Here is an 18,948-nt window from a genome sequence, read left to right as displayed (position 1 = left end):
AAAAAACTATGGAATCGAAAAGAAACCGTGAAAAACTGCCGTCTAATTTTGAATCAAAGATAAAAAATGAATATCTGAAAGAACAAATCGCAGACGTTGGAATGTGGGGATTAATTCCGTCAGTTAATTATTCAATGAAATCACCTAAAGGAATCAAAAGAATAAATGATAATATGCCTCTTTTTAAATTCATTGAAACATATTTTGCTGATGATAAATATGCATTTGAGCCAAACATGCTTGATGGACGCTATGTTTTTCTTCCGGCTAATGTAAATCATCAGGGAATAGGTGTATGCATATCGGAACAGATTCCTGGTTTTCTTGAAGTTTGTCACTTTTGGTATCCATGTGAATACACCCAGAAGAAGATTTCAATAGGACCGGGACAAGTGTATGTTCCTATATACAACATTGAACCAGATGAATATTTTGCAGAAATCATCAGAAAAATCTATATTGATAACGCTATCACCGACAGGAAATTCTGTACATTTCCGTTTGAACCTGGAATAGAAGTAACACTTAAAGGTGATTTTATTGATGATATTGCCGGAACTGAGAAAATCATAAAATCCATCGTTAAAACTGATGATCCAATCACTGTAAAAACCGCAAAAGCGTTAATAGATTTTCTTAAACGACTGTAAAAAGCAGTGAACCTATATGTAATAACGAAACCATAACACTAAGATCATTTCATTGGTGTTATGGCTTTCTGTTTGGGCTCCCCCCTCCGAAAAAAACTTTCTGCATATAAACCCATCATTTTTTATGCAGATAAAAATTTCTTTCTGCATAAAAACACACCACTTTTTATGCAGAAACGATTGACTTTCTACATAAAAAATAGTACACTTATATGCAGAAAGGAGTCGTGACCATGCATCATTTTGATTATTCTTTCCTTGATAACGGAATGCTCCCCGCTAGTCTTGTAAGCATTACAAGCGATATTTACGCTCTTCGTGTAATGGCCGTCAACCGTAAGGAACAGTTTGAAAATGTATTTACCGAACTGGCTGCTGTTGCTAAAGTCCAGTCTGTAAAGTGTTCAAATCAGATCGAAGGTATAGTAACAACCGACGACCGAATCAATGAGATCGTAAACAGAAAAAGTGCTCCGCTCAATCATAACGAGCAGGAGATCGCCGGTTACAGTGACGCTCTGGCTGAGGTGCATACCGGATATGCTGATCTTGATTTCTGCGAAGCAGATATACTAAGACTTCATTCAGTCATGATGAGACTTGTGCGCGATCCGCTGGCGGGTAAGTATAAGATCAACGATAACGATATAATCGAAGAAGACGTTAATGGCAGAAGAAGAGTAAGATTCCATCCGACTTCTGCAGAAGACACACCTGATGAAATGGAGCAGCTTATTCTTGCATACCGCGAAGCAAGAGACAACCCAAATATCAATCAGCTGCTTCTTGTTCCGTGTGTTATACTGGATTTTCTGTGTATCCATCCGTTCCGTGACGGTAACGGACGTATGTCCAGACTGCTGTCACTGCTCCTTCTTTACAGAAACGGTTTCGATGTCGGCAAATATATCTCTTTTGAAGAACAGATAAACATCCGCAAGGGAAACTACTACGATGCCCTTAAACGCTCATCTGACGGATGGCATGAAAACCTTAATGATTACTCCGATTTCATCATGGAGTTTCTGACCACGCTGTATATATGCTACAAGGAACTTGATAACCGCTTTGCTGTTGTAGGAAGCAGAAAAATCACCAAGCAGGCAAGAGTTGAAGCTGTTGTTCTAAATAGCCTGACACCTGTTTCAAAAAGTGATGTTACAAAGATACTTCCGGATGTAAGCCCTACGACGATTGAATCAGTACTCGGTCAGATGTTGAAATCCGGCACCGTCAGAAAAATCGGTTCCGGCAGAAGTACGAAATATATAAAGAATTAAGGAAACACTGATTAAACCGGAAATCCGGCTTCGCCGGATTTCCGGAGGTGGGATTTGCGGGGCTTCGCCCCGGCCCCGCGCTGATTTATTAATAAATCAGCGTTTCCTTAAGGAAACGCTCTAACAGAAAAGCCATAACACTAAGATCATTCGTTAGTGTTATGGCTTAAATTTTATCAGCCCGCAGGGCCTTCTGTGTCTTCGTTCAGACGGGTATAGCTGTCGCTTTCGCATAGCGAGCCGTCTTTTCCGCTTAAACTTACGCTAAATCCCGGATATTCACCGCTGTTGTCGGTGATGAATATCTCGGCGTCAGGTCTGATCTCGCTTACATTGCAGCGCAGAAGGAACGGAGCTCCTCTGTAGCTGCTGTATACATTGCCGATGAGCTGTTCTCTGGACAGATCGAATCGGCCTACACGTACTCTGGCTTCATCATCACGCGGAATTATCAGATAGAGTTCATTGCCGTCCGGTATTTCCACGTAATTCTGTTTCGGCATATCTGCGAGCCAGGTGTAATTATACTCGCTGAAATTCTGATGGATCAGTTCCTGATAAGAGACATTATTTGAAATATAAGTTTCTATATCAGTGTCAATATATCCGAGGTACAGAACTGCACAGCGTTTATCTCCTTCGATTTTTGAGCGCTGCGGAACATCAGGATTCCACATCTCTGCCGGAGGAGCAGTCAGATCGATCTCGTTTTCAAGAAAATCTGTTCCCTTTCCGGTCATTCGGTCGATGTAATACCATGCTGCTGTTGAGGTATGTCCGTCGAACAGATCGTACAGATGGATATTTACCTTCCCGTCTGTTTCGCCTTCCACCTCGACAAATTCCGGACTGTGATTGGTGCGTGAGCCGTAGTAACCGCGTGCCATCGTACAGAGTAAATCGTTGGCATAACCGTATTCGCCCGGATCAGCATAGGTGTCAGGCTTTCCTCCTTCATGCGGTACGACCGCCGGTTCTCCCGTTTCCGCAGGAGGTCCCGGTACTCTGGTGGTCTCAGACGCCTTTGCCTTTTCCGTGCTTTTGGCAGTATCAGATACCTTCGCCGTACCTGACACATTTCCAGATACTTCCGTTCCGCTTACTGCCGTGGTTCCGGTCTCAGCCTTCTTCGATTCAGTACCGGACACCAATACGGATGTTTCTGCCGTTCCCGTTACATTCTCTGCAGAAGTTTCAGCATTGTTTTCCGCAGTGACATCACTTTCATCCCCGCCTGACGAAGTGCAGCCGCTCATCATCAGCGATGTGCAGAGAGCCAGACAGAATATTTTAATGTTCATTCGTTTCATGTCAATATCCCCTTTTCATCATGAATACTTACTATAGTATTATAACCTATCTTTCTGTATAAAGCAACTGTCCCCCGGATATCCGACTGATCCGAAATCTTAAATTTTCCCCGACCATCTGCAAGATAATCGAGGTGACAAGACCTGAACATAAAAACACTCCCTGAAATGATAACATATCAAAACAGGAAGTGCTCTGCTCAGATTATTCAGCTTTTATGTGAGCTGAGTCAGTATAGATCCTTCTGTCATTCCAGAGAACTCCGGTTACGGTAATAGGGCCTCCGTCTGTTACAATACTCTGAAGATCATCGACATCCACAGCCTCTATGGTAAACTTCTGTTCAAGACGGCCACTTTCATTTTGAACAATCACATGAACAAAAGTGCTGGAAAATTCTGCAGTACCGTGAAGTTCAAAGATCATTCCATAACTTTTACCGATATTTTTCCTGAATTTATCAAAGGTTTCATAATCCTGTGTACCATCGATAAGATAGTCAGGAACCTGATCAAGGTTTACACCCGAAAGATCTTTCTTGTCTTCAGGCTGCTCATAAGGACTTCCGGCTGCAAGCGCATCTGCCTTGGCCTGAGCTGCTGCTGCTTCCTCTGCTGCCTTTGCATCTGCTTCTGCCTTTGCATCTGCTTCCATCTTCTCAACAGTTGTTACATCGAATGCAGAATCATATCCGATAAGATTCATGTCATCATCATACTTAGGATATAAACCAAACTCTGTAACTACGCCATCTGCTGAGATATTGAATTCCTGCTGCCAGGTATCGCTGTATGTTGTTTCATTAGCATTTTCTGCATCGCCGGCAAGAAGTGAACCGGCATCAACAACCTGCATACCTGAATCTTCGGGATTGTCATATATTAAATCAAGAACATTGGCTGCCTTAACCGCCCAGTGACCAGTCATATCATCCATTCCAGTTACAGATTCTAAAAATGTATGATCTGCATTCATAACGATCTGCTGATGCTTAGCACTTGAAATATCACGATATGCTACAAGGCCTGAAAAAGCGTTATCATACCATTCCTGATCCTTGCATCCATAATCGGGATGACATCTCTTCCATACAGTACCTGTTTCAAAATCATAACAAGTGAAATTATCCTGAAATGTAAGATCAAACTTATAAGTCTTGCTCTTGTCAACCGTTAATGTTGCCTCCTCTGTGATACCATGACCATTTCCTCCATCGCGAAGAGGCATATCAATGAAATCATTTTCAATACCGGATTCATTCTTCTTATAAAGGCAGAACGAAAGGCCAACACAATCATTCTTTTTCGAAGTCTGCGTCAGAGTGAAGCTGAGCGCTGAAGATGTATCTCCGTTTGGATACCAGCGATCGCTGGTATCTTCATCTGAATTAATTGAACCGGGATGGATATCCTCAGGATTGATATTTGCCGGATACATTTCTTCAGGTGAAATCACAGCTTCAGTTTCTGCTTTTGACTCAGTTTCAGCTGCAGGTTCTGTTTCACCGCATGATGCCATACATACTGTCATTGAAAGTGCAAGTAATGCTGCAAGTACTTTCTTCATTTTTTTCATTTTCCTTATCCTCCGTAATATCATGGTTTAAATGCTGTCAGCAGTTCCGGATGTTCCGGAACTGCTGATCGGCACGAATTAGAAAATAAACAATTAAAAATCGATGGTTTCTGTCACTTATTCTGCGGGGCAGGTGTCTGTTTCTGCTCCTTCTTTTTACGCTCCGTGCGGACGTACTGATCATGCGAATAAACAAGACGTACCTGCTTGTCCATATAATCATTTGCCTGCGTAGCAATATGAACAGGCTTCATGCTTCCCTTGCCTGCGAAGAAAGTGATAAGTCCGATAACAAGTCCGGCAATGGCTGCGACCGGAATGCTCTTCATTACAAGATAAAGAACTATAAGCGGAACAAGGAATGCAATGCCGGTAAAAATTCCGAGTTTTTTGTAATCGACCGGAAGATCACCGGTGAACTTGCCGGTCTGTCCGTTCATTGCAAAATTCCACTGCTTCCCGTTCCAGTTCGTTGTCAGATACCATACCGGAAGCATGGCGTATTTCTTGTCAGTGTAGTTGACCGCAAAGTTACCGCGCTTTTCCTTTACTTCATCGTGCTTTACCGTTTCCTGTGTTTTGCTCTTTGCTGTGTTGACAACACGCTTTTCCGCACGTTCAAGGTCATCGTCGCCCTCAACGTCGAATTTTTCAGCAAGGAATCCCGGCAGATACATCATGTTGAAATCCTTAAGTTCCGTGAATTTAAACGGTTCGATCGAATCCATGATATCATCCGGCATACGCTTTGAAGCATCAGCAGGAACGTTTTTGAATTTTATATTACCGCGTCGTTCAGCACGGTAGATCTTGCGGACGGTCTCGGTCTGTGTGTCTTCCCTGTCCACAGCTTCGTATTCGGCATCAATGGTAACAGCACCGTCAAACAGCCAGAACGGAACATACACACCCTGTATCTCCTCGACTGTATTTCCGTCTAAGAATGCCTTCGGAAGAAGCTTTTTCTTCTGATAGTATTCCTTGTATTTTTCCATCGCCTGCTGCTTGTTGAATGCAAACGGGATAAGGTAATCCGGCTTTGCCGCTCCGGTAAATGTCGCTTCCATTATCGTCGTGTTGCCGCAGTACGGGCAGCGTGAAGCACCCGTATTTTCATCTGCAAGTATTTCCGCTCCGCAGGTGTTGCAGGAATATGCCTTCATGTCATCGGCATCGCTGCCCCAGTCACTGCCGGACTGCTTTGCCTCTTCCTGTGATTCCTTGTCCTTGAAGAATGCCGCACATTCCTCCTGAGTAAACACAGATTCACAGAACATGCATTTCAGTTTTCCCACACCCGGATCAAATTCCATAGTACCGCCGCAGTTAGGGCAGCACATCTGAGTTGAATCAGCTCCCATATTTTATTTCCCCTTTTATGATACCGGTTATTCTTCGGCTTTTGTTTCTTCTGCAGCTTCACTGCTTTCTGAAGATTCGTCTTCAGCAGTTCCTTCATTTGCTGTATTGGAATTATAAATAATCTGATTAAAATATTCCTCGGCATAACTGTCAAGCATTGCATCCCATTCTGCTTTTTTCTCTTCATCTCCGTACTCATTTTTGAAATCCAGATAATTAAAATCACCGGAACCGCCCATTAAAACAGAGAATGAAATGCTTTTTTCTTTTTCTCCATCTGTCTCAAACACTACTGTGTACTCAGCTTCCAGAGCACTGTTAAGCAGAACAGTACCGATATTGATATCAGCAAGAACATTCTTGTCTCCAAACTGAAGCTGTCTTAAAGTCTCACTATTCACGTGTGAACTGAAGTACTGTGGAACATTAGGTCCGTTATCCAGGATCGTAAACGTATTGCCTTTTTCATTTGTGAAATCAACAGCTGCATGAACCTGACCGTTTTTGACATACCAATAGGTATCGCAGTCTTTACCTGCAATATTCATTTTGGCAGGCACAGTATAAGTACCGTGACAATTCGGAAAATCGCCATTTGCATCGTTCAGTGAGTTAGTATCAAGTATATCGATCTTCATCGATTCAATCATTGTGTTGGTCATTTTTTTATAATCATCCAACGGCATCCATTCCCCATAGGACCACATGTCAACCGATATCATTATTCTGCCATTAATATATGTATTCTCGTCAGTAAAAAGCTTATAGTAGCATTTAGTTTTATCTTCAATCTCAGTACTCCAGTAACCTGAATATTCAGAGTTTTCAATTGCCTTGTATCTTTTACTCTCAGTAACCATAGCGTCATTTGATATTGCCTGAATGGTAACTTTGTATTTAACACAATCCTGAAGCTTATGTTTTTCATCCGAATAATAATTAACTTCAAACTCAGAACGACCATATTGATCCATACTCTTATTCGGTTTTATTTCACTTCCGACAAATCTGCCGTCATTCAGTGCTGCAAACGACACGTTTACGCCAAGATAATCACTTTCCAGTTTCACTTCTTCATAACCATCAGGGACCGCAGGTGCCGGTGCCTCTGTCTCTGCCGGTTCTGTTTCTTCCGGTGCTTCAGTTTCTTCTGTTTTGCTTTCTTCTTTCTTTTCTTCGGTCACGCTGTTTTCGACTGTTCCGCCGTCGTTTCCTGCTCCGCCTGTTTCGCCGCATGATGCAAGGCATACTGTCATTGTAAGTGCGAGAAGTGCTGCAAGTACTTTTTTCATGTTTTTCATAAACTTTACCCCCTAGGACTCTGGTTTTCTTTATTATGGAAACGCTGATTTATTCATAAATCAGCGTGGGGTTCCGGGGTGAAGCCCCGCAAATCCCACCTTCGGAAATCCGGAGAAGCCGGATTTCCGATTTAATCAGTGTTTCCTTATGTTTATTATGATAACACATCAGAAATGCGCTTCACATCGTACAAAAGGGAAGCATCACGTTAGAAAACTTTCAACATTTGCATAGTAAGATTATTATAAATAAACAAAGGATCCGTCAGATCTTCTATCCGACGAATCCTCCAGATATGATAATGCGATTTTTACACCGTGTGACAGTCGTTGATAACAATACCGTCTCCCCTTGCTCTTACCGCAAGCTGAAGCCTGCTTCTGAATCCGGTCTTGTTGAGCATATCGGTGATATGCTGCTTTACACTTCGCTCCGAAATTCCAAGATCTCCTGCGATCTCGGAATTGGAAGCACCGCCTACCAGTCCGTGCAGAACATCGAGTTCGCGGTCCGTGAGGCTTGTGCTGACCGTGTTGCCGAACCAGACCTCCGGCATGGCGTTTGGGTAGACTGATTCACCCTCCATCGTTCTGTCGATAACGTCAAGCAGCGGAGCGTCCTGAACCTCCTTGTGCCAGAAGCTATCAACTCCTGCTTCCTTCGCGCGTCTGATAAACGAACTTTCCGGCATTGACGTTACAATGAGCACCTTTGTGTTCGGGCTGAACTTCTTTATTTCGGCGGCAGCATCGATACCATCCATGCCGCTGCCCATAACAACGTCCATTACAACAAGATCAACTTTATGGAAACGGCAGAATGTTATTGCCTCCTCGGCATTGTCAACCGTTCCTGCAAGCGAGTAGCGTCCTCCCGCTCCCTTTATGATCTCCTCAAACATCTGACGTATCATCCTGTAATCGTCCGCAATAAGCACCTGATAATTCATAATCCCCAAAATCCTCCGTTATTTTTTCTTTCGGCAGCTTAAGTGCCATTTCAAAAGCAGGAAGCGAGCGAATCTTCATACCGCCGCCTGCACGCTCCGCCATTCTGCGGAGATTAAGCAGTCCTCCTGATTCCCTTATACCTTTTTCCGGCGCTTTGCCGTTGTTGGTAAAATAAATATTATAAAACCGTTCATCCTCCGTGATTCGTATATACGCCTCGGTTCCTTCCGCATGGCGCTGAACGTTGGTGGTATGTACGGCTATCGCTGTGTCTATGACTGCTATGAGATGCTCTTCCTCAGGAAGAACTCCTTCCACAGTGAGTTTTACCCCCAGCAGCTCCGCCCTTCTGGTGTTTACCAGGTATGGCTTCTGCCAGTCCTCACGTTCCTCGTAAAGAAGCAGTCCGAATGTATTTTTCCACTGTTTTAGCATCTGGTCTGCATCCACCTTGTCAGGCGATGCGAGATAGCGGCGTCCCAGCAGAAGTGACTGTCCCAGCTCGTCGTGTATCCTCGTCTTGATAGCCAGAAGCTCTTTTTCCATGATAACGTAGCGCATAGTGGAATTGAGAGCTCTGAGGCGGGCATTGATCTGCTGGCTTCGCTTCTTTTTCTCCTCCAGCTCCTTTGCCAGATTATAAAGACCGGTGATGTCAGAGGCGATGAGCTCGTAAACATCCTCGTTTCTCACCTTTATTACACTGTGCATAAAACTGAAAGCTGTTCCGTCCGGCAGACAGATGATCGGCTGTTTCCCGCCTGAAACACTGCACTGATACGCTCCGTCAGAAAGCTTCTGCCAGAATTCCTCACCGTTTGAAAGATGCTCGCCCGTTATATTAAAATACAGGCTGTCCATACGGTAGTTTACCATTTTCGGCATGCCGCCGGCAGTATAGAAGCAAAGTCCGGCCGGTAAAGTGTCGAATCCTTCGCGGAACGACATGGCGGAAAGATGTGTCTTTTCCTGTCGGTAAATAAACACTGCCGTGATAAAGGCAACCACGGTCTGGAACGAAAAGCTTATTATGCAAACCCGTAACGGCCATTCGCTGATATGTTCACGAAGATTATGGTAGAACAGATACGACAGCACAGCGCAGAGCGAGATGGCCGCACACTGTTTTCCGCAAATCTTTATCTGAACAAGGCGAATAAGCAGATATGTCCAGGTGAAAACAAACATAAAAGCAATCAGCATCAGCACGCCCTGCAGGGCATCCCAGCTATAGTAATCCATGAACCGCACCTCCTGTCGAAAGGATCTGCGTGCCGTCAGATTCTGAAACCGAAAACCTGATACCGGCTTTATTCAATATTCCGGATGCCCCCGCATAAGGATCTTCTGCATCCGTTTCAATGACAAGAAGCGTGTCATCATCCAGTGTGACTGAAACGCTGAATGCACTGCACATTCCTGAAACAGCTACTGCAGTGGCAGCCACGGCATCATATACAGCAAGCAGTACACCTGACGGATACTGTCTGGTTTCTCCCTGCCTTAACTCACAGTCGGCGCCTGTGAGTCTGAAGTTTTCCATGGTCTCGCGCAGTGCAAGAACAAGTTCGTCTGATGAAAGAAACTTGTTTGCATCGGTAAGTATCATGAGATTCGAAACGCGCTTGACACTGGTTCCAAGCAGCAGTGAACGGACAAGTCCGTCTGTAAAAGTCTTTGTATCAGTAAATGTACCTGCAATTTCTTCAAGCTGACCGTGAGTATGTGCAGCTATCTCATCGTACAGACGATTCTTTATCTCGTACTGCAGACGTTCAGCAGTAATACGGTTTTCCTCCTCGATAAGGTCATTTTCCTCTTCAAGTATCTCGTTTGCCTCAGCGAGCTCATTCTGCAGTGAACGTATGGCGTGAAGGTCCTCCGTCCAGGTGATGTTTCCTCCTGCGACCGGTTTCTGATGCTCAATAAGATCAGCACCATGCTCGTCACTCTGTACCTGCACTGAAGAATACCACACTGTATCGTTATTTTCCTTAAGCACTGCATTTATGTGAGACTGCTCGAATATCTGCCGGTAATCTGAATTGGAAGGAAGAATACCGATGATCATGCATCCTTCCCAGAGTCCGGTGACGATCAGCGAATAGGAATCCTGCATGTAAAAAAGCTTTATATCAAAGATCCTCGGCGATCCGCCGACTATATTGTACCATACAAGCATTGCCATTCCTGCCCCGCTCATAAGAAGCGGCACATATATCTGATTCCAGCATTTTGAAAGACGACAGCAGCGAATCAGAACGATCAGTACTCCGAACGACATAAGAACTGAATAAGCAGTCAGCACATAAAAAAGCCTGCCGTGGGTGTAGCTGTCCTCGTCACCGAATTTTAAAAGCATTCCATGAATACCATTCGTGGCAGTTGCAGCTGTCAGTAACACTCCGGATATCCAGGCGAGTTTCAGAACAGTATTGCAGGAATTCTGCTCCCTGCTTATACCGGCCGCCGCGTGAAAAGAAAGCAATGGTACAGTGATAAACACCATATAGTAGAAGTACCAGCATATGTGGTCAAGAAACGGCGTCTGTCCGAAAAACTCCCAGCGGCATACACGTATCAGATAAAGCGAAAACAAAGTCCAGGAAACACCCGTAAGGCAGTTTCGTGTGCGTTTGTGTATGACACGGCTGCGGATTCCTCTTCCCCACATCATGATCAGCGTTCCGAAAATAACGGACGAAAGATCATGAAGATAGGAGATATATAAACTGACTTTTACAGACAGAACCATATTGATAAATATAACGGCCACCGGCCACAAAAACCACAGAAGAAACCGTTTCTGTATTCGTGTCAGTTTTATATCCCCCCCTTATCCCCGTATATGATCATTATATGTTATTTTCACACACATAGAATATAGTAATTATACCACGCTCTCAGATCTGCGTCAACAGCAAAACGCCCTCCGCGTAAAAACACGGAGGGCGTTTCGACTGATTATTATATTATTATACGGTGGTATAATGGTGTGGATTATTCAGCAGTTTCTTCTGCTTCTTCCTCGTCAAGTCCGAGAACATCCTTTGCAGCGTCAGGACCTAAGTGTTCCTTGTGTCCTGCAACCTTTCTCTTTAATGTAGCGAGGTCTGCAAGGTTTACGCCTTCGTCTTCACGAACATTTGCAACTACCTTCTGATCCTTGTCGAGATCCTTGTCACCAACGAGGTGGAGTGCAAGCGTTGAAAGGTCTGTTACGTCGATCTTCTTGTCCTTTGTGAGATCGCCGTACTTGAGATCTTCGTGCTTCTTGAGTTCTTCCTTAACCTTTTCATCAAGCTTTTCTACGCCCTTGAATGCATCATCCTTGATAACTTCGAGCTTTTCAGGCTTGTTGATCTTTTCGAGCTTTTCAGCACCCTTGAATGTATCTTCTTCGATAACCTTTACGTCTTCAGGAAGCTTAACTTCTTCGAGGTTTTCGCAGTTTTCGAAAGCACCCTTACCGATCTTCTTTACAGTGTCAGGAAGTTCGATCTTCTTGATGTGCTTGTTGTTTTCAAATGCGTGAGGTCCGATCTCTTCAACGCCTTCAGGTACCTTGAATTCTTCATCTTCCTTGCCTGCAGGGTAAGCGATGAGAACCTTCTTTTCCTTGTCGAGGAGAACGCCGTCTTCAGCAGCAAGTTCCTTGTTATCCTTGCTTACTTCAAACTTCTTGAGACCTGTGAATTCACCGAGTGGATGCTTTGGAGCTTCAGGTGCCTTAGGAGCTTCCGGCTTGCGGCCTGCATCCTTGATGTGTCTGAATACTGCTCTGAGATCCTTAACGCCGAAGTCTTCTGAAACTTCAAATCCTTCGAATTCTGTGAAGTCAGGAAGGAGTGATGAGATGTTGCTTACGAAGTCCTGGATGAGCTTGATTACATCAGCATTGAACTTAACTTCTTCAGCCGGTGCAGGAGGAACTGGCTTTTCGTCTTCAGCTTTTTCTTCCTTTTCAGGCTTAGCTGGCTTTTCTTCTTCTGCCTTTTCTTCCTTTTCAGGCTTTGCCGGCTTTTCTTCTTCTGCCTTTTCTTCCTTCTCAGACTTTGCCGGCTTTTCTTCTGCCTTTTCTTCCTTTTCAGGCTTAGCCGGCTTTTCTTCTTCTGCCTTTTCTTCCTTCTCAGGCTTAGCTGGCTTTTCTTCTTCTGCCTTCTCTTCCTTTTCAGGCTTTGCCGGCTTTTCTTCTTCTGCCTTTTCTTCCTTCTCAGGCTTAGCTGGCTTTTCTTCTTCTGCCTTCTCTTCCTTTTCAGGCTTTGCTGGCTTTTCTTCTGCCTTCTCTTCCTTTTCAGCCTTTTCTTCAGGCTTTACTTCTTCTGCCGGTGCAGGAGGAGCTGGCTTTTCAGCTTCTTCAGCCTTTGCTTCTTCAGCTGCAGGAGCAACTGTTGTTGTAACTTCAGCTTTCTTAACTGCTTCTTCTTCAACAGCCTGAGCTGAAACTGCAGCGATGTTTGCTGCTGCCATAACGAGTGCTGAAACGCCTGCGATGATCTTGTTTGACTTCATAATAATTACTTCCTTTCATTTCTTAAAAATTCCTTATGGATATGTGGGGTATAATGCTGCACTGCATTTTTCAGTGCAGCAGTTCCATTTTTCGTTTGCTGATAATTAGATGCATCAGAATAAACAAAGGTTCCCGAAAAATAAAAAAAATTTTATTTCTTTTTACTTTAAAAGTATTATTTCTTATGAATCCACGTAAAACCGAAGGTTACAGGCATATTAAATTTCAAAAAAATTTTTTCCCGCCCGAATTTTCTCATAAAAAACAGTTCACAATATTTAATTATTGATTTTTTTAACAAAAGAGTGTATAATCTTAATGAGTAAATAAAGCGTAACTGTACATAAAAGAGAAAACGTTTACGCTTAAAGTGCGCTGATTTGCCCGTATTTCGCATTGCGGCCGGATCATAACACATTTTCCGGCATAATCAGTGTCATCTTATTATTCTATTTTCATTATGGGTTAAGACTTTGTATGTAAACTGGAGGAATTTATGAAATTAAAAAGAATAATTCCCGCTGCAGTATCAGGAATGATGCTCATGTCACTGTTTCCGGGAACCATGGCAGGTGCGGCACGAAGCCGTGTATCAGTACACGATCCTTCTGTAGTAAAAGATCCTGCAACCGGAACATACTATGCATTCGGTTCTCACATCGACGCAGCAAAATCGACCGATCTTCAGAACTGGAAGCTGTTCACAAACGGATATAAAACTCCGGGCAATGTCGAATTCGGCGATCTTTCCGGAAACTTAAAAAAAGCATTTGCATGGTGCGGCGAAGACCTTGAAGACTGCAAGGGCGGATTCGCAGTATGGGCACCTGATGTTGTATGGAATCCTGAATTCAGGAACTCCGACGGAACCACAGGCGCATACATGATGTACTTCTGCACATCATCGACCTACATCCGCTCAGTTATATGTTTCGCCACTTCAAAAACCATCGAAGGTCCGTACACTTTCGGCGACACACTCATCTACTCGGGATTTACGGAAAACGACAGCTACGCAAAGAGCAATACCAAAAACGTAAACCGCAAATACACATCGACCAATGTGGATGAACTTATAGCAGCCGGTCAGGTATCATTCAACCAGAACTGGTTCAATAAATCAAACTTCAACAACCAGCTCTTCCCGAATGCCATCGACCCTACTATATACTATGACACAAACGGTAAGATGTACATGTGCTACGGTTCATGGTCAGGCGGTATTTTCACTCTTGAGATCGATCCGAAAACAGGAAAATGCATACATCCGAAATCCGGACAGACTTCCGACGGCAGAATGATCGACAGCTACTTCGGCACCAAGATATCCGGCGGATACGGAAAATCAGGTGAGGGCCCGTTCATCGAATACAATCCGGAAACCGGTTTCTACTATCTGTGGGTAACTTACGGCGGCCTTACAGCCACCGGCGGATACAATATGAGAGTATTCCGCTCAACAAGTCCGACAGGACCTTTCTTTGATCCTTCAGGAAAGAATGCCGTGCTTGCATCTTCGACAAATCTTGATACAGTTGGCCTCAAGGTTATGGGCAACCACAAATTCAAGACCAACGACCAGGCATACATGGCTCCGGGACACAACTCCGTTCTCCGTGACGACGACGGTAAATGGTACCTTGTAAACCATACGCGTTTCAACGGCGGAACCGAATACCATGAGGTACGTGTTCACTCCATGCAGTTCAACGCTGAGGGATGGCCTGTTGTCGCTCCTAATGAATACAGCGGTGACGCCATCGACAGGGGCGGATACAGTGCATCCGATATTGCCGGAACCTACGAATTTATAAACCACGGAACTGACACAGGTTCAAAAATCTATGAATCTGTAAACATAACTCTTACCGAAGACGGTAAAATAACAGGCGCCTTAACAGGTACATGGTCAGAAGCAAAGGACTCAAATGATGCTGTCATCATCGCAGGCGGCAGACTTTACAGCGGAAAATTCCTTGCCGCCAAAGATGAAAAAGGCAAAAAAGTAATGTCCTTCACTGCTGTCGGAAATGACAACAAAACAATCTGGGGCAACAAGACCACGGAATTCACAGGAACTCCGAGAGCATATACAAAGAAGGAAATTATCACGGAAGATCCGGCCGTAATGGACGCCTCCGTATCATATGTACTCACAAACAGAAACAGCGGATTCGTCGCCGACATCATCAACGGCGTAATGGAGAACGGCTCCAACATCCGCCAGTGGGAAAACAACGGCGAAAAGTGCCAGCACTGGATACTGAGAAAATCATCAGAACACCAGGGTTACTACTACATAATTTCCGAAAGCGACATTAAATTCGCACTCCGCTGTGCCGGCAAAGAAGACGGCGGAAACATTGAGCTTGCGTCATTCAACGCTGAAGACACATCACAGCTCTTTAAGTTTTCCAGAAATGAAAACGGCACATACATGATATCGACATTCGCATCAGGCGGAACAAAATTCATGGAAGTTGCAGGAGCCAGTGCCGAATACGGTGCCAACATCGCGCAGTGGGGTCCTACAAATAATTTCTGTCAGCAGTGGATTCTCACAGCAGCAGGAGAACTTCCGGCCGGATACACTCCGCCGGCTGAAACCACTCCGCCAGCTGAAACGACACCTCCGGTCGTAACAGCACCGCCAGCCGAAACCACTGCACCGGCCGAAACAACTCCACCGGTAAGATACACCCCGGCAGACTTAAACGATGACGGAAAAATAAACATTGCCGACCTTATACTTCTCAAAGGCATTCTTCTCGGCGGCACTGCCGATAAACGTGAACAGCTCGCCGCAGACGTAAACAGCGACGAAGTTGTAAACACATCTGATCTTACAGCTATTATCTCTGTACTGATGGGTAAGGATTGATAATATAAAACGGCAAAGCCATAACACTAAAAACGTCAGTGTTATGGCTTTGTTTTTCATTTATCGGTCAGCGATTCATTTCTTTTTATCGCGAAGCGCTTCAAAAAGCGCTTTGAATGATTCCCTGATCACATTCTCTCTTCCGGTTTGTCTGCAGTATTCGTTGACAGCTGCATAAATGATAAGAAGAATACCGGTAAGAAGAAGGTATGCCCACCATGCGAGCGATGACCAGAAATCCTTTGTCGCATAAAATACAAGGACAACGAGGGTGACCGTTCCGAGACGGCTCCATCTTTTGCTTCCTGTAATAAGTGTTATCATTATCAGTACCGCACAGGTAACACCCATTATGATAACATGGAAAAGTTCCGACGAGCTGACCGCAGCGATTCCGAGTGACGCCATTGCGATACAGGAATGAACAAAGAGAACATTCCAGAGTTCATCTCTTTTCTCTCTCCAGATCCTGAAAAGGAAAATGTACGGTACAAGTGTGCATAGCACGCAGTATTCAGGCATGAGCAGATCAGATACCGGGAAGAACTTCTGGAACAGAAGTGTCGGTACCGCCGAAACGGCAGCAGCAGTATACAGAACCTGCGCTTCTTTTTCGTTTGAGATCATACCGCAGAGTATGAAATAAATGATAAGTGCACATCCTGCAACAGCTCCCCACTTTCCTTCAGGAGAAGGCGTATAGATAATGAATGTCATCAATACCATGACCGGTGAAGAAAAGACAAATGACTTTGAAACGAATACTGATGATCTTCTGACTGCAAAACCTGCAGCTGCCACTATTCCCATGGTTACAAGTGAGGCAATATACATCGGAACGTTTTCAGTGAACGCTTCAGATGAAAAACTGCCAAACAGGATATTATCAGAAAGCAGGAATGCGAAAATCTGAAAATGTGCAGAAGATGCCAGAGCGAGAAGTATACTTGATTTTGAAGAATCCTTTAATTCTCTTCTGTATGCTGCAAGTCCCAGAACTGCTGTCGAAAGCAGAAGAGTAAAGCACATGAACGGCTTGTCAGGAAAACGGGATACGACCGGGAATATCATTGTACAGATCATGAACACCGTGCCGGCGCCCCTGATCTTTTCGTACCTGTCTGAAAAATATTCAGAAATGAAAAACATTAAAGCTGCAAAAACAGAAACTATGACCGCCGAAACAGCTCTGCCGGAACCGAGTGTGACTGTAAACTGGTAAACGAGCGTTGTTACCATAACAGCTGATACAGTATACACTGCCGTCCTTTTTTTTATTTAATGCTGTAAGTATAACGGCGGCTGAAACTACCGCACATGCTGCAGGATGATTTGTGGTGAAATGCAGCACTGACCACAGGAACATGCTTCCGGTAACGATACACTGTGCTGTCTTTGAACGGAACGGCTTTACGTATGTGTAAAGCACAAGCGCAGGAACTGCTGTAAGTGTGAATGCAAGGCTGAATCCGGATGCTATATCCGGTGTGAAACGCTGCACTATCAGATAGTCCATAATAATGTATTCTGAAGCAGATATGATGCTGAAGATAACAGAACGGAAGCTTTCTCCGGATCCGCTTCTGTTTTCAAGCAGCTGCGCTGCAAGGAATACGGTCACAGATACTGCAAACGTAATAACTGCTGACATATTACTTATGTATATAACCGCTGTTAAAACCGGACACAGTACCGACCAGCCTACAAACACAAGGGTCGCCGGATCAAACCGCTCCGATTTTGATGAAAGAAATCTGCAAGCAGTAAATACCGCACATACAGTATATGAAACCGCCGGCAATGCTGTATCAGTAGTTAAATCAAAGGCAAGGAGTACAAAGTACAGATACGGAACCAGCAGTACCGAATAAGTGAAAATAAGATATTTTCTGCGGGATAATGCACATGAAACTGCTGTCATCAGGAACGCTGCAGTGAAGGAAACCGGTTCTGAAAACGACAGGTTCAGAAGAAGCCCTGAAAACATCAGAATGTTGAGCACCAATGCAGAAATCTCTGATTTCAGCTTAGGCACAAAATTATATACCGCAAACGCCGGAACAAGACATAATACAAATATAATATTTTTTTCTTCGGCTCTGATCGCCGTATCAGGCATCATGATATCAGAAACAATGAGTGCCAGATAAATGAACTCGGCGACTGACACCAGACTGCATACAAGGAAGATCTCCTTATTGTCTGTTTTCAGCTGGAAGTACAGAGTAGCAGTGATAAACATTATAACTGCAGCAGCTGTTTCAGCCGAACTTGAATCTGCATAGCCAAAGACAAGGGCGACTGAGGCCATAGCAAATACATTGAATACTGAAAATTTTCCGAATACTTCAGAATATACAACAGGGATTTCCAGACGGGCCAGTGTTTTCTGATTTATATAAATAACTGCGCAGGAATACATCGCCGCAATTATGTAGAATGCAATATATGATTCGGTGAAAAATCCGAGGGAGCATACCGCTGCTGAAACAAACAGCATCGCACCGAATGCGGAAATATGATTTCTGAATTTTCCGGTTATAAGAACACACGCCCCTGCGCATGAAAGGAAAACAGCCATAAGTGCCAGCATTTTTCCCTCACCGGAAAACGAAAGCCATTCTCCGAATATTTTATAGAAAAATACTGAAATACTGGTTATCGGTACAAAGAATACTCCAAGCACGAAGAATCCTCTGGATGTTGACTCGATACCGAACTTCTTTTCCGCCAAAAATGATGCTCCGAAGAAAATAAGCGTAACCAGAACACTAAGAAAGATCTTGAATCCGCTTCCTATTGAATTCCAGTTGGTAGTAACGAAAATGAGTCCGGCCAGCAGTACCATTGATACACCGGTGATAAGAATTCCGGATACATTTTTCTGTTTTCTTGTTTCGGCATCGGCAGTTTCTGTTTCCTCTGCATTTTCGATAGTTTCTGTTACGTTTCCGATAGTTTCAGTTTCTATTACATTTCCGGCAGAGTTCTGATCACCGTTGTTTTCAAACATGCTCTTTGAATAAACCAGCGGTTCATTGTTACCGTCACTGACTGAATATCCGACAGGCAGAGATGAAACTCTTTCGTTTTTATCTGCATTCAGAACCTCATCATTGATTCC

The 18,948-nt window shown here is 44.1% G+C and carries 12 protein-coding genes (1 of these 12 only partly in view); 3 read left to right on the top strand and 9 right to left on the bottom strand.

All coding sequences use genetic code 11. The annotated features are described in order from the left end of the window. The first annotated feature begins 8 nt into the window (after positions 1–8). Both CC97_RS15710 and CC97_RS15705 read left to right on the top strand, forming a co-directional pair. Positions 9–650, top strand: a complete 642-nt coding sequence (locus CC97_RS15710) for a hypothetical protein (RefSeq protein ID WP_044976103.1) — start codon at positions 9–11, stop codon at positions 648–650. A 233-nt stretch (positions 651–883) separates the two neighbouring features. After that, positions 884–1,930, top strand: a complete 1,047-nt coding sequence (locus CC97_RS15705; RefSeq protein ID WP_044976100.1) for a Fic family protein — start codon at positions 884–886, stop codon at positions 1,928–1,930. Positions 1,931–2,106: 176 nt separating this feature from the next. Here CC97_RS15705 and CC97_RS15700 read toward each other — a convergent pair whose 3' ends face one another. From CC97_RS15700 to CC97_RS19140, 8 genes are all read right to left on the bottom strand, one after another. Then, positions 2,107–3,240, bottom strand: coding sequence for a hypothetical protein (locus tag CC97_RS15700; RefSeq protein ID WP_044976098.1), 1,134 nt, complete (start codon positions 3,238–3,240; stop codon positions 2,107–2,109). A 205-nt stretch (positions 3,241–3,445) separates the two neighbouring features. Beyond that, a complete protein-coding gene (locus tag CC97_RS15695) occupies positions 3,446–4,816 on the bottom strand; it encodes a hypothetical protein (RefSeq protein ID WP_044976096.1) in 1,371 nt (456 codons plus the stop codon). A gap of 113 nt (positions 4,817–4,929) precedes the next feature. Then, complete coding sequence (locus CC97_RS15690) at positions 4,930–6,177, bottom strand: hypothetical protein (RefSeq protein ID WP_044976094.1); 1,248 nt, start codon at positions 6,175–6,177, stop codon at positions 4,930–4,932. 27 nt (positions 6,178–6,204) lie between these two features. Continuing rightward, a complete protein-coding gene (locus CC97_RS15685; RefSeq protein WP_044976092.1) occupies positions 6,205–7,479 on the bottom strand; it encodes a hypothetical protein in 1,275 nt (424 codons plus the stop codon). Positions 7,480–7,790: 311 nt separating this feature from the next. Further along, positions 7,791–8,429 (bottom strand): response regulator transcription factor, encoded by a 639-nt coding sequence (locus CC97_RS15680; protein ID WP_044976090.1) that lies wholly within the window; start codon positions 8,427–8,429, stop codon positions 7,791–7,793. Continuing rightward, the gene (locus CC97_RS15675; RefSeq protein ID WP_044976088.1) at positions 8,374–9,672 is read right to left on the bottom strand and encodes a sensor histidine kinase; all 1,299 of its coding nucleotides are present in this window, start codon (positions 9,670–9,672) and stop codon (positions 8,374–8,376) included. Before CC97_RS15675 ends, CC97_RS15680 begins: the two co-directional genes overlap by 56 nt. Beyond that, positions 9,659–11,107 carry a hypothetical protein gene (locus CC97_RS15670; protein ID WP_156036944.1) on the bottom strand — a complete coding sequence of 483 codons (1,449 nt, stop codon included), beginning with the start codon at positions 11,105–11,107 and terminating at the stop codon, positions 9,659–9,661. The genes CC97_RS15675 and CC97_RS15670 overlap by 14 nt, the downstream gene beginning before the upstream one ends. Before the next feature lie 323 nt (positions 11,108–11,430). Further along, complete coding sequence (locus tag CC97_RS19140) at positions 11,431–12,942, bottom strand: leucine-rich repeat protein (protein ID WP_049962968.1); 1,512 nt, start codon at positions 12,940–12,942, stop codon at positions 11,431–11,433. Between the two features lie 497 nt (positions 12,943–13,439). On the opposite strand from CC97_RS19140, the gene CC97_RS15660 reads away from it, so the two are divergent. Next, complete coding sequence (locus CC97_RS15660) at positions 13,440–15,824, top strand: glycoside hydrolase family 43 C-terminal domain-containing protein (protein WP_044976083.1); 2,385 nt, start codon at positions 13,440–13,442, stop codon at positions 15,822–15,824. Between the two features lie 1,132 nt (positions 15,825–16,956). Here CC97_RS15660 and CC97_RS15650 read toward each other — a convergent pair. After that, a protein-coding gene (locus tag CC97_RS15650) for a hypothetical protein (RefSeq protein WP_044976080.1) crosses the window boundary here: on the bottom strand, positions 16,957–18,948 show its 3' portion. Its footprint extends 246 nt past the window's final position; 1,992 of the gene's 2,238 nt are visible here — the last part of the coding sequence; the start codon falls outside the window, past its right edge; the stop codon is at positions 16,957–16,959.

Origin of the sequence: Ruminococcus sp. HUN007 (assembly GCF_000712055.1) — a bacterium.
In the GTDB taxonomy this organism is placed as follows: Bacteria; Bacillota; Clostridia; order Oscillospirales; family Ruminococcaceae; genus HUN007.
This window is presented reverse-complemented; position numbering and strand designations above follow the sequence as displayed.

Excerpts from the sequence above, each read along its gene's own strand:
- CC97_RS15710 (WP_044976103.1), top strand. The coding sequence starts at position 9 with ATGGAATCGAAAAGAAACCGTGAAAAACTGCCGTCTAATTTTGAATCA.
- CC97_RS15705 (WP_044976100.1), top strand. The coding sequence starts at position 884 with ATGCATCATTTTGATTATTCTTTCCTTGATAACGGAATGCTCCCCGCT.
- CC97_RS15700 (WP_044976098.1), bottom strand. The coding sequence starts at position 3,240 with ATGAAACGAATGAACATTAAAATATTCTGTCTGGCTCTCTGCACATCG.
- CC97_RS15695 (WP_044976096.1), bottom strand. The coding sequence starts at position 4,816 with ATGAAAAAAATGAAGAAAGTACTTGCAGCATTACTTGCACTTTCAATG.
- CC97_RS15690 (WP_044976094.1), bottom strand. The coding sequence starts at position 6,177 with ATGGGAGCTGATTCAACTCAGATGTGCTGCCCTAACTGCGGCGGTACT.
- CC97_RS15685 (WP_044976092.1), bottom strand. The coding sequence starts at position 7,479 with ATGAAAAACATGAAAAAAGTACTTGCAGCACTTCTCGCACTTACAATG.
- CC97_RS15680 (WP_044976090.1), bottom strand. The coding sequence starts at position 8,429 with ATGAATTATCAGGTGCTTATTGCGGACGATTACAGGATGATACGTCAG.
- CC97_RS15675 (WP_044976088.1), bottom strand. The coding sequence starts at position 9,672 with ATGGATTACTATAGCTGGGATGCCCTGCAGGGCGTGCTGATGCTGATT.
- CC97_RS15670 (WP_156036944.1), bottom strand. The coding sequence starts at position 11,107 with ATGATGTGGGGAAGAGGAATCCGCAGCCGTGTCATACACAAACGCACA.
- CC97_RS19140 (WP_049962968.1), bottom strand. The coding sequence starts at position 12,942 with ATGAAGTCAAACAAGATCATCGCAGGCGTTTCAGCACTCGTTATGGCA.
- CC97_RS15660 (WP_044976083.1), top strand. The coding sequence starts at position 13,440 with ATGAAATTAAAAAGAATAATTCCCGCTGCAGTATCAGGAATGATGCTC.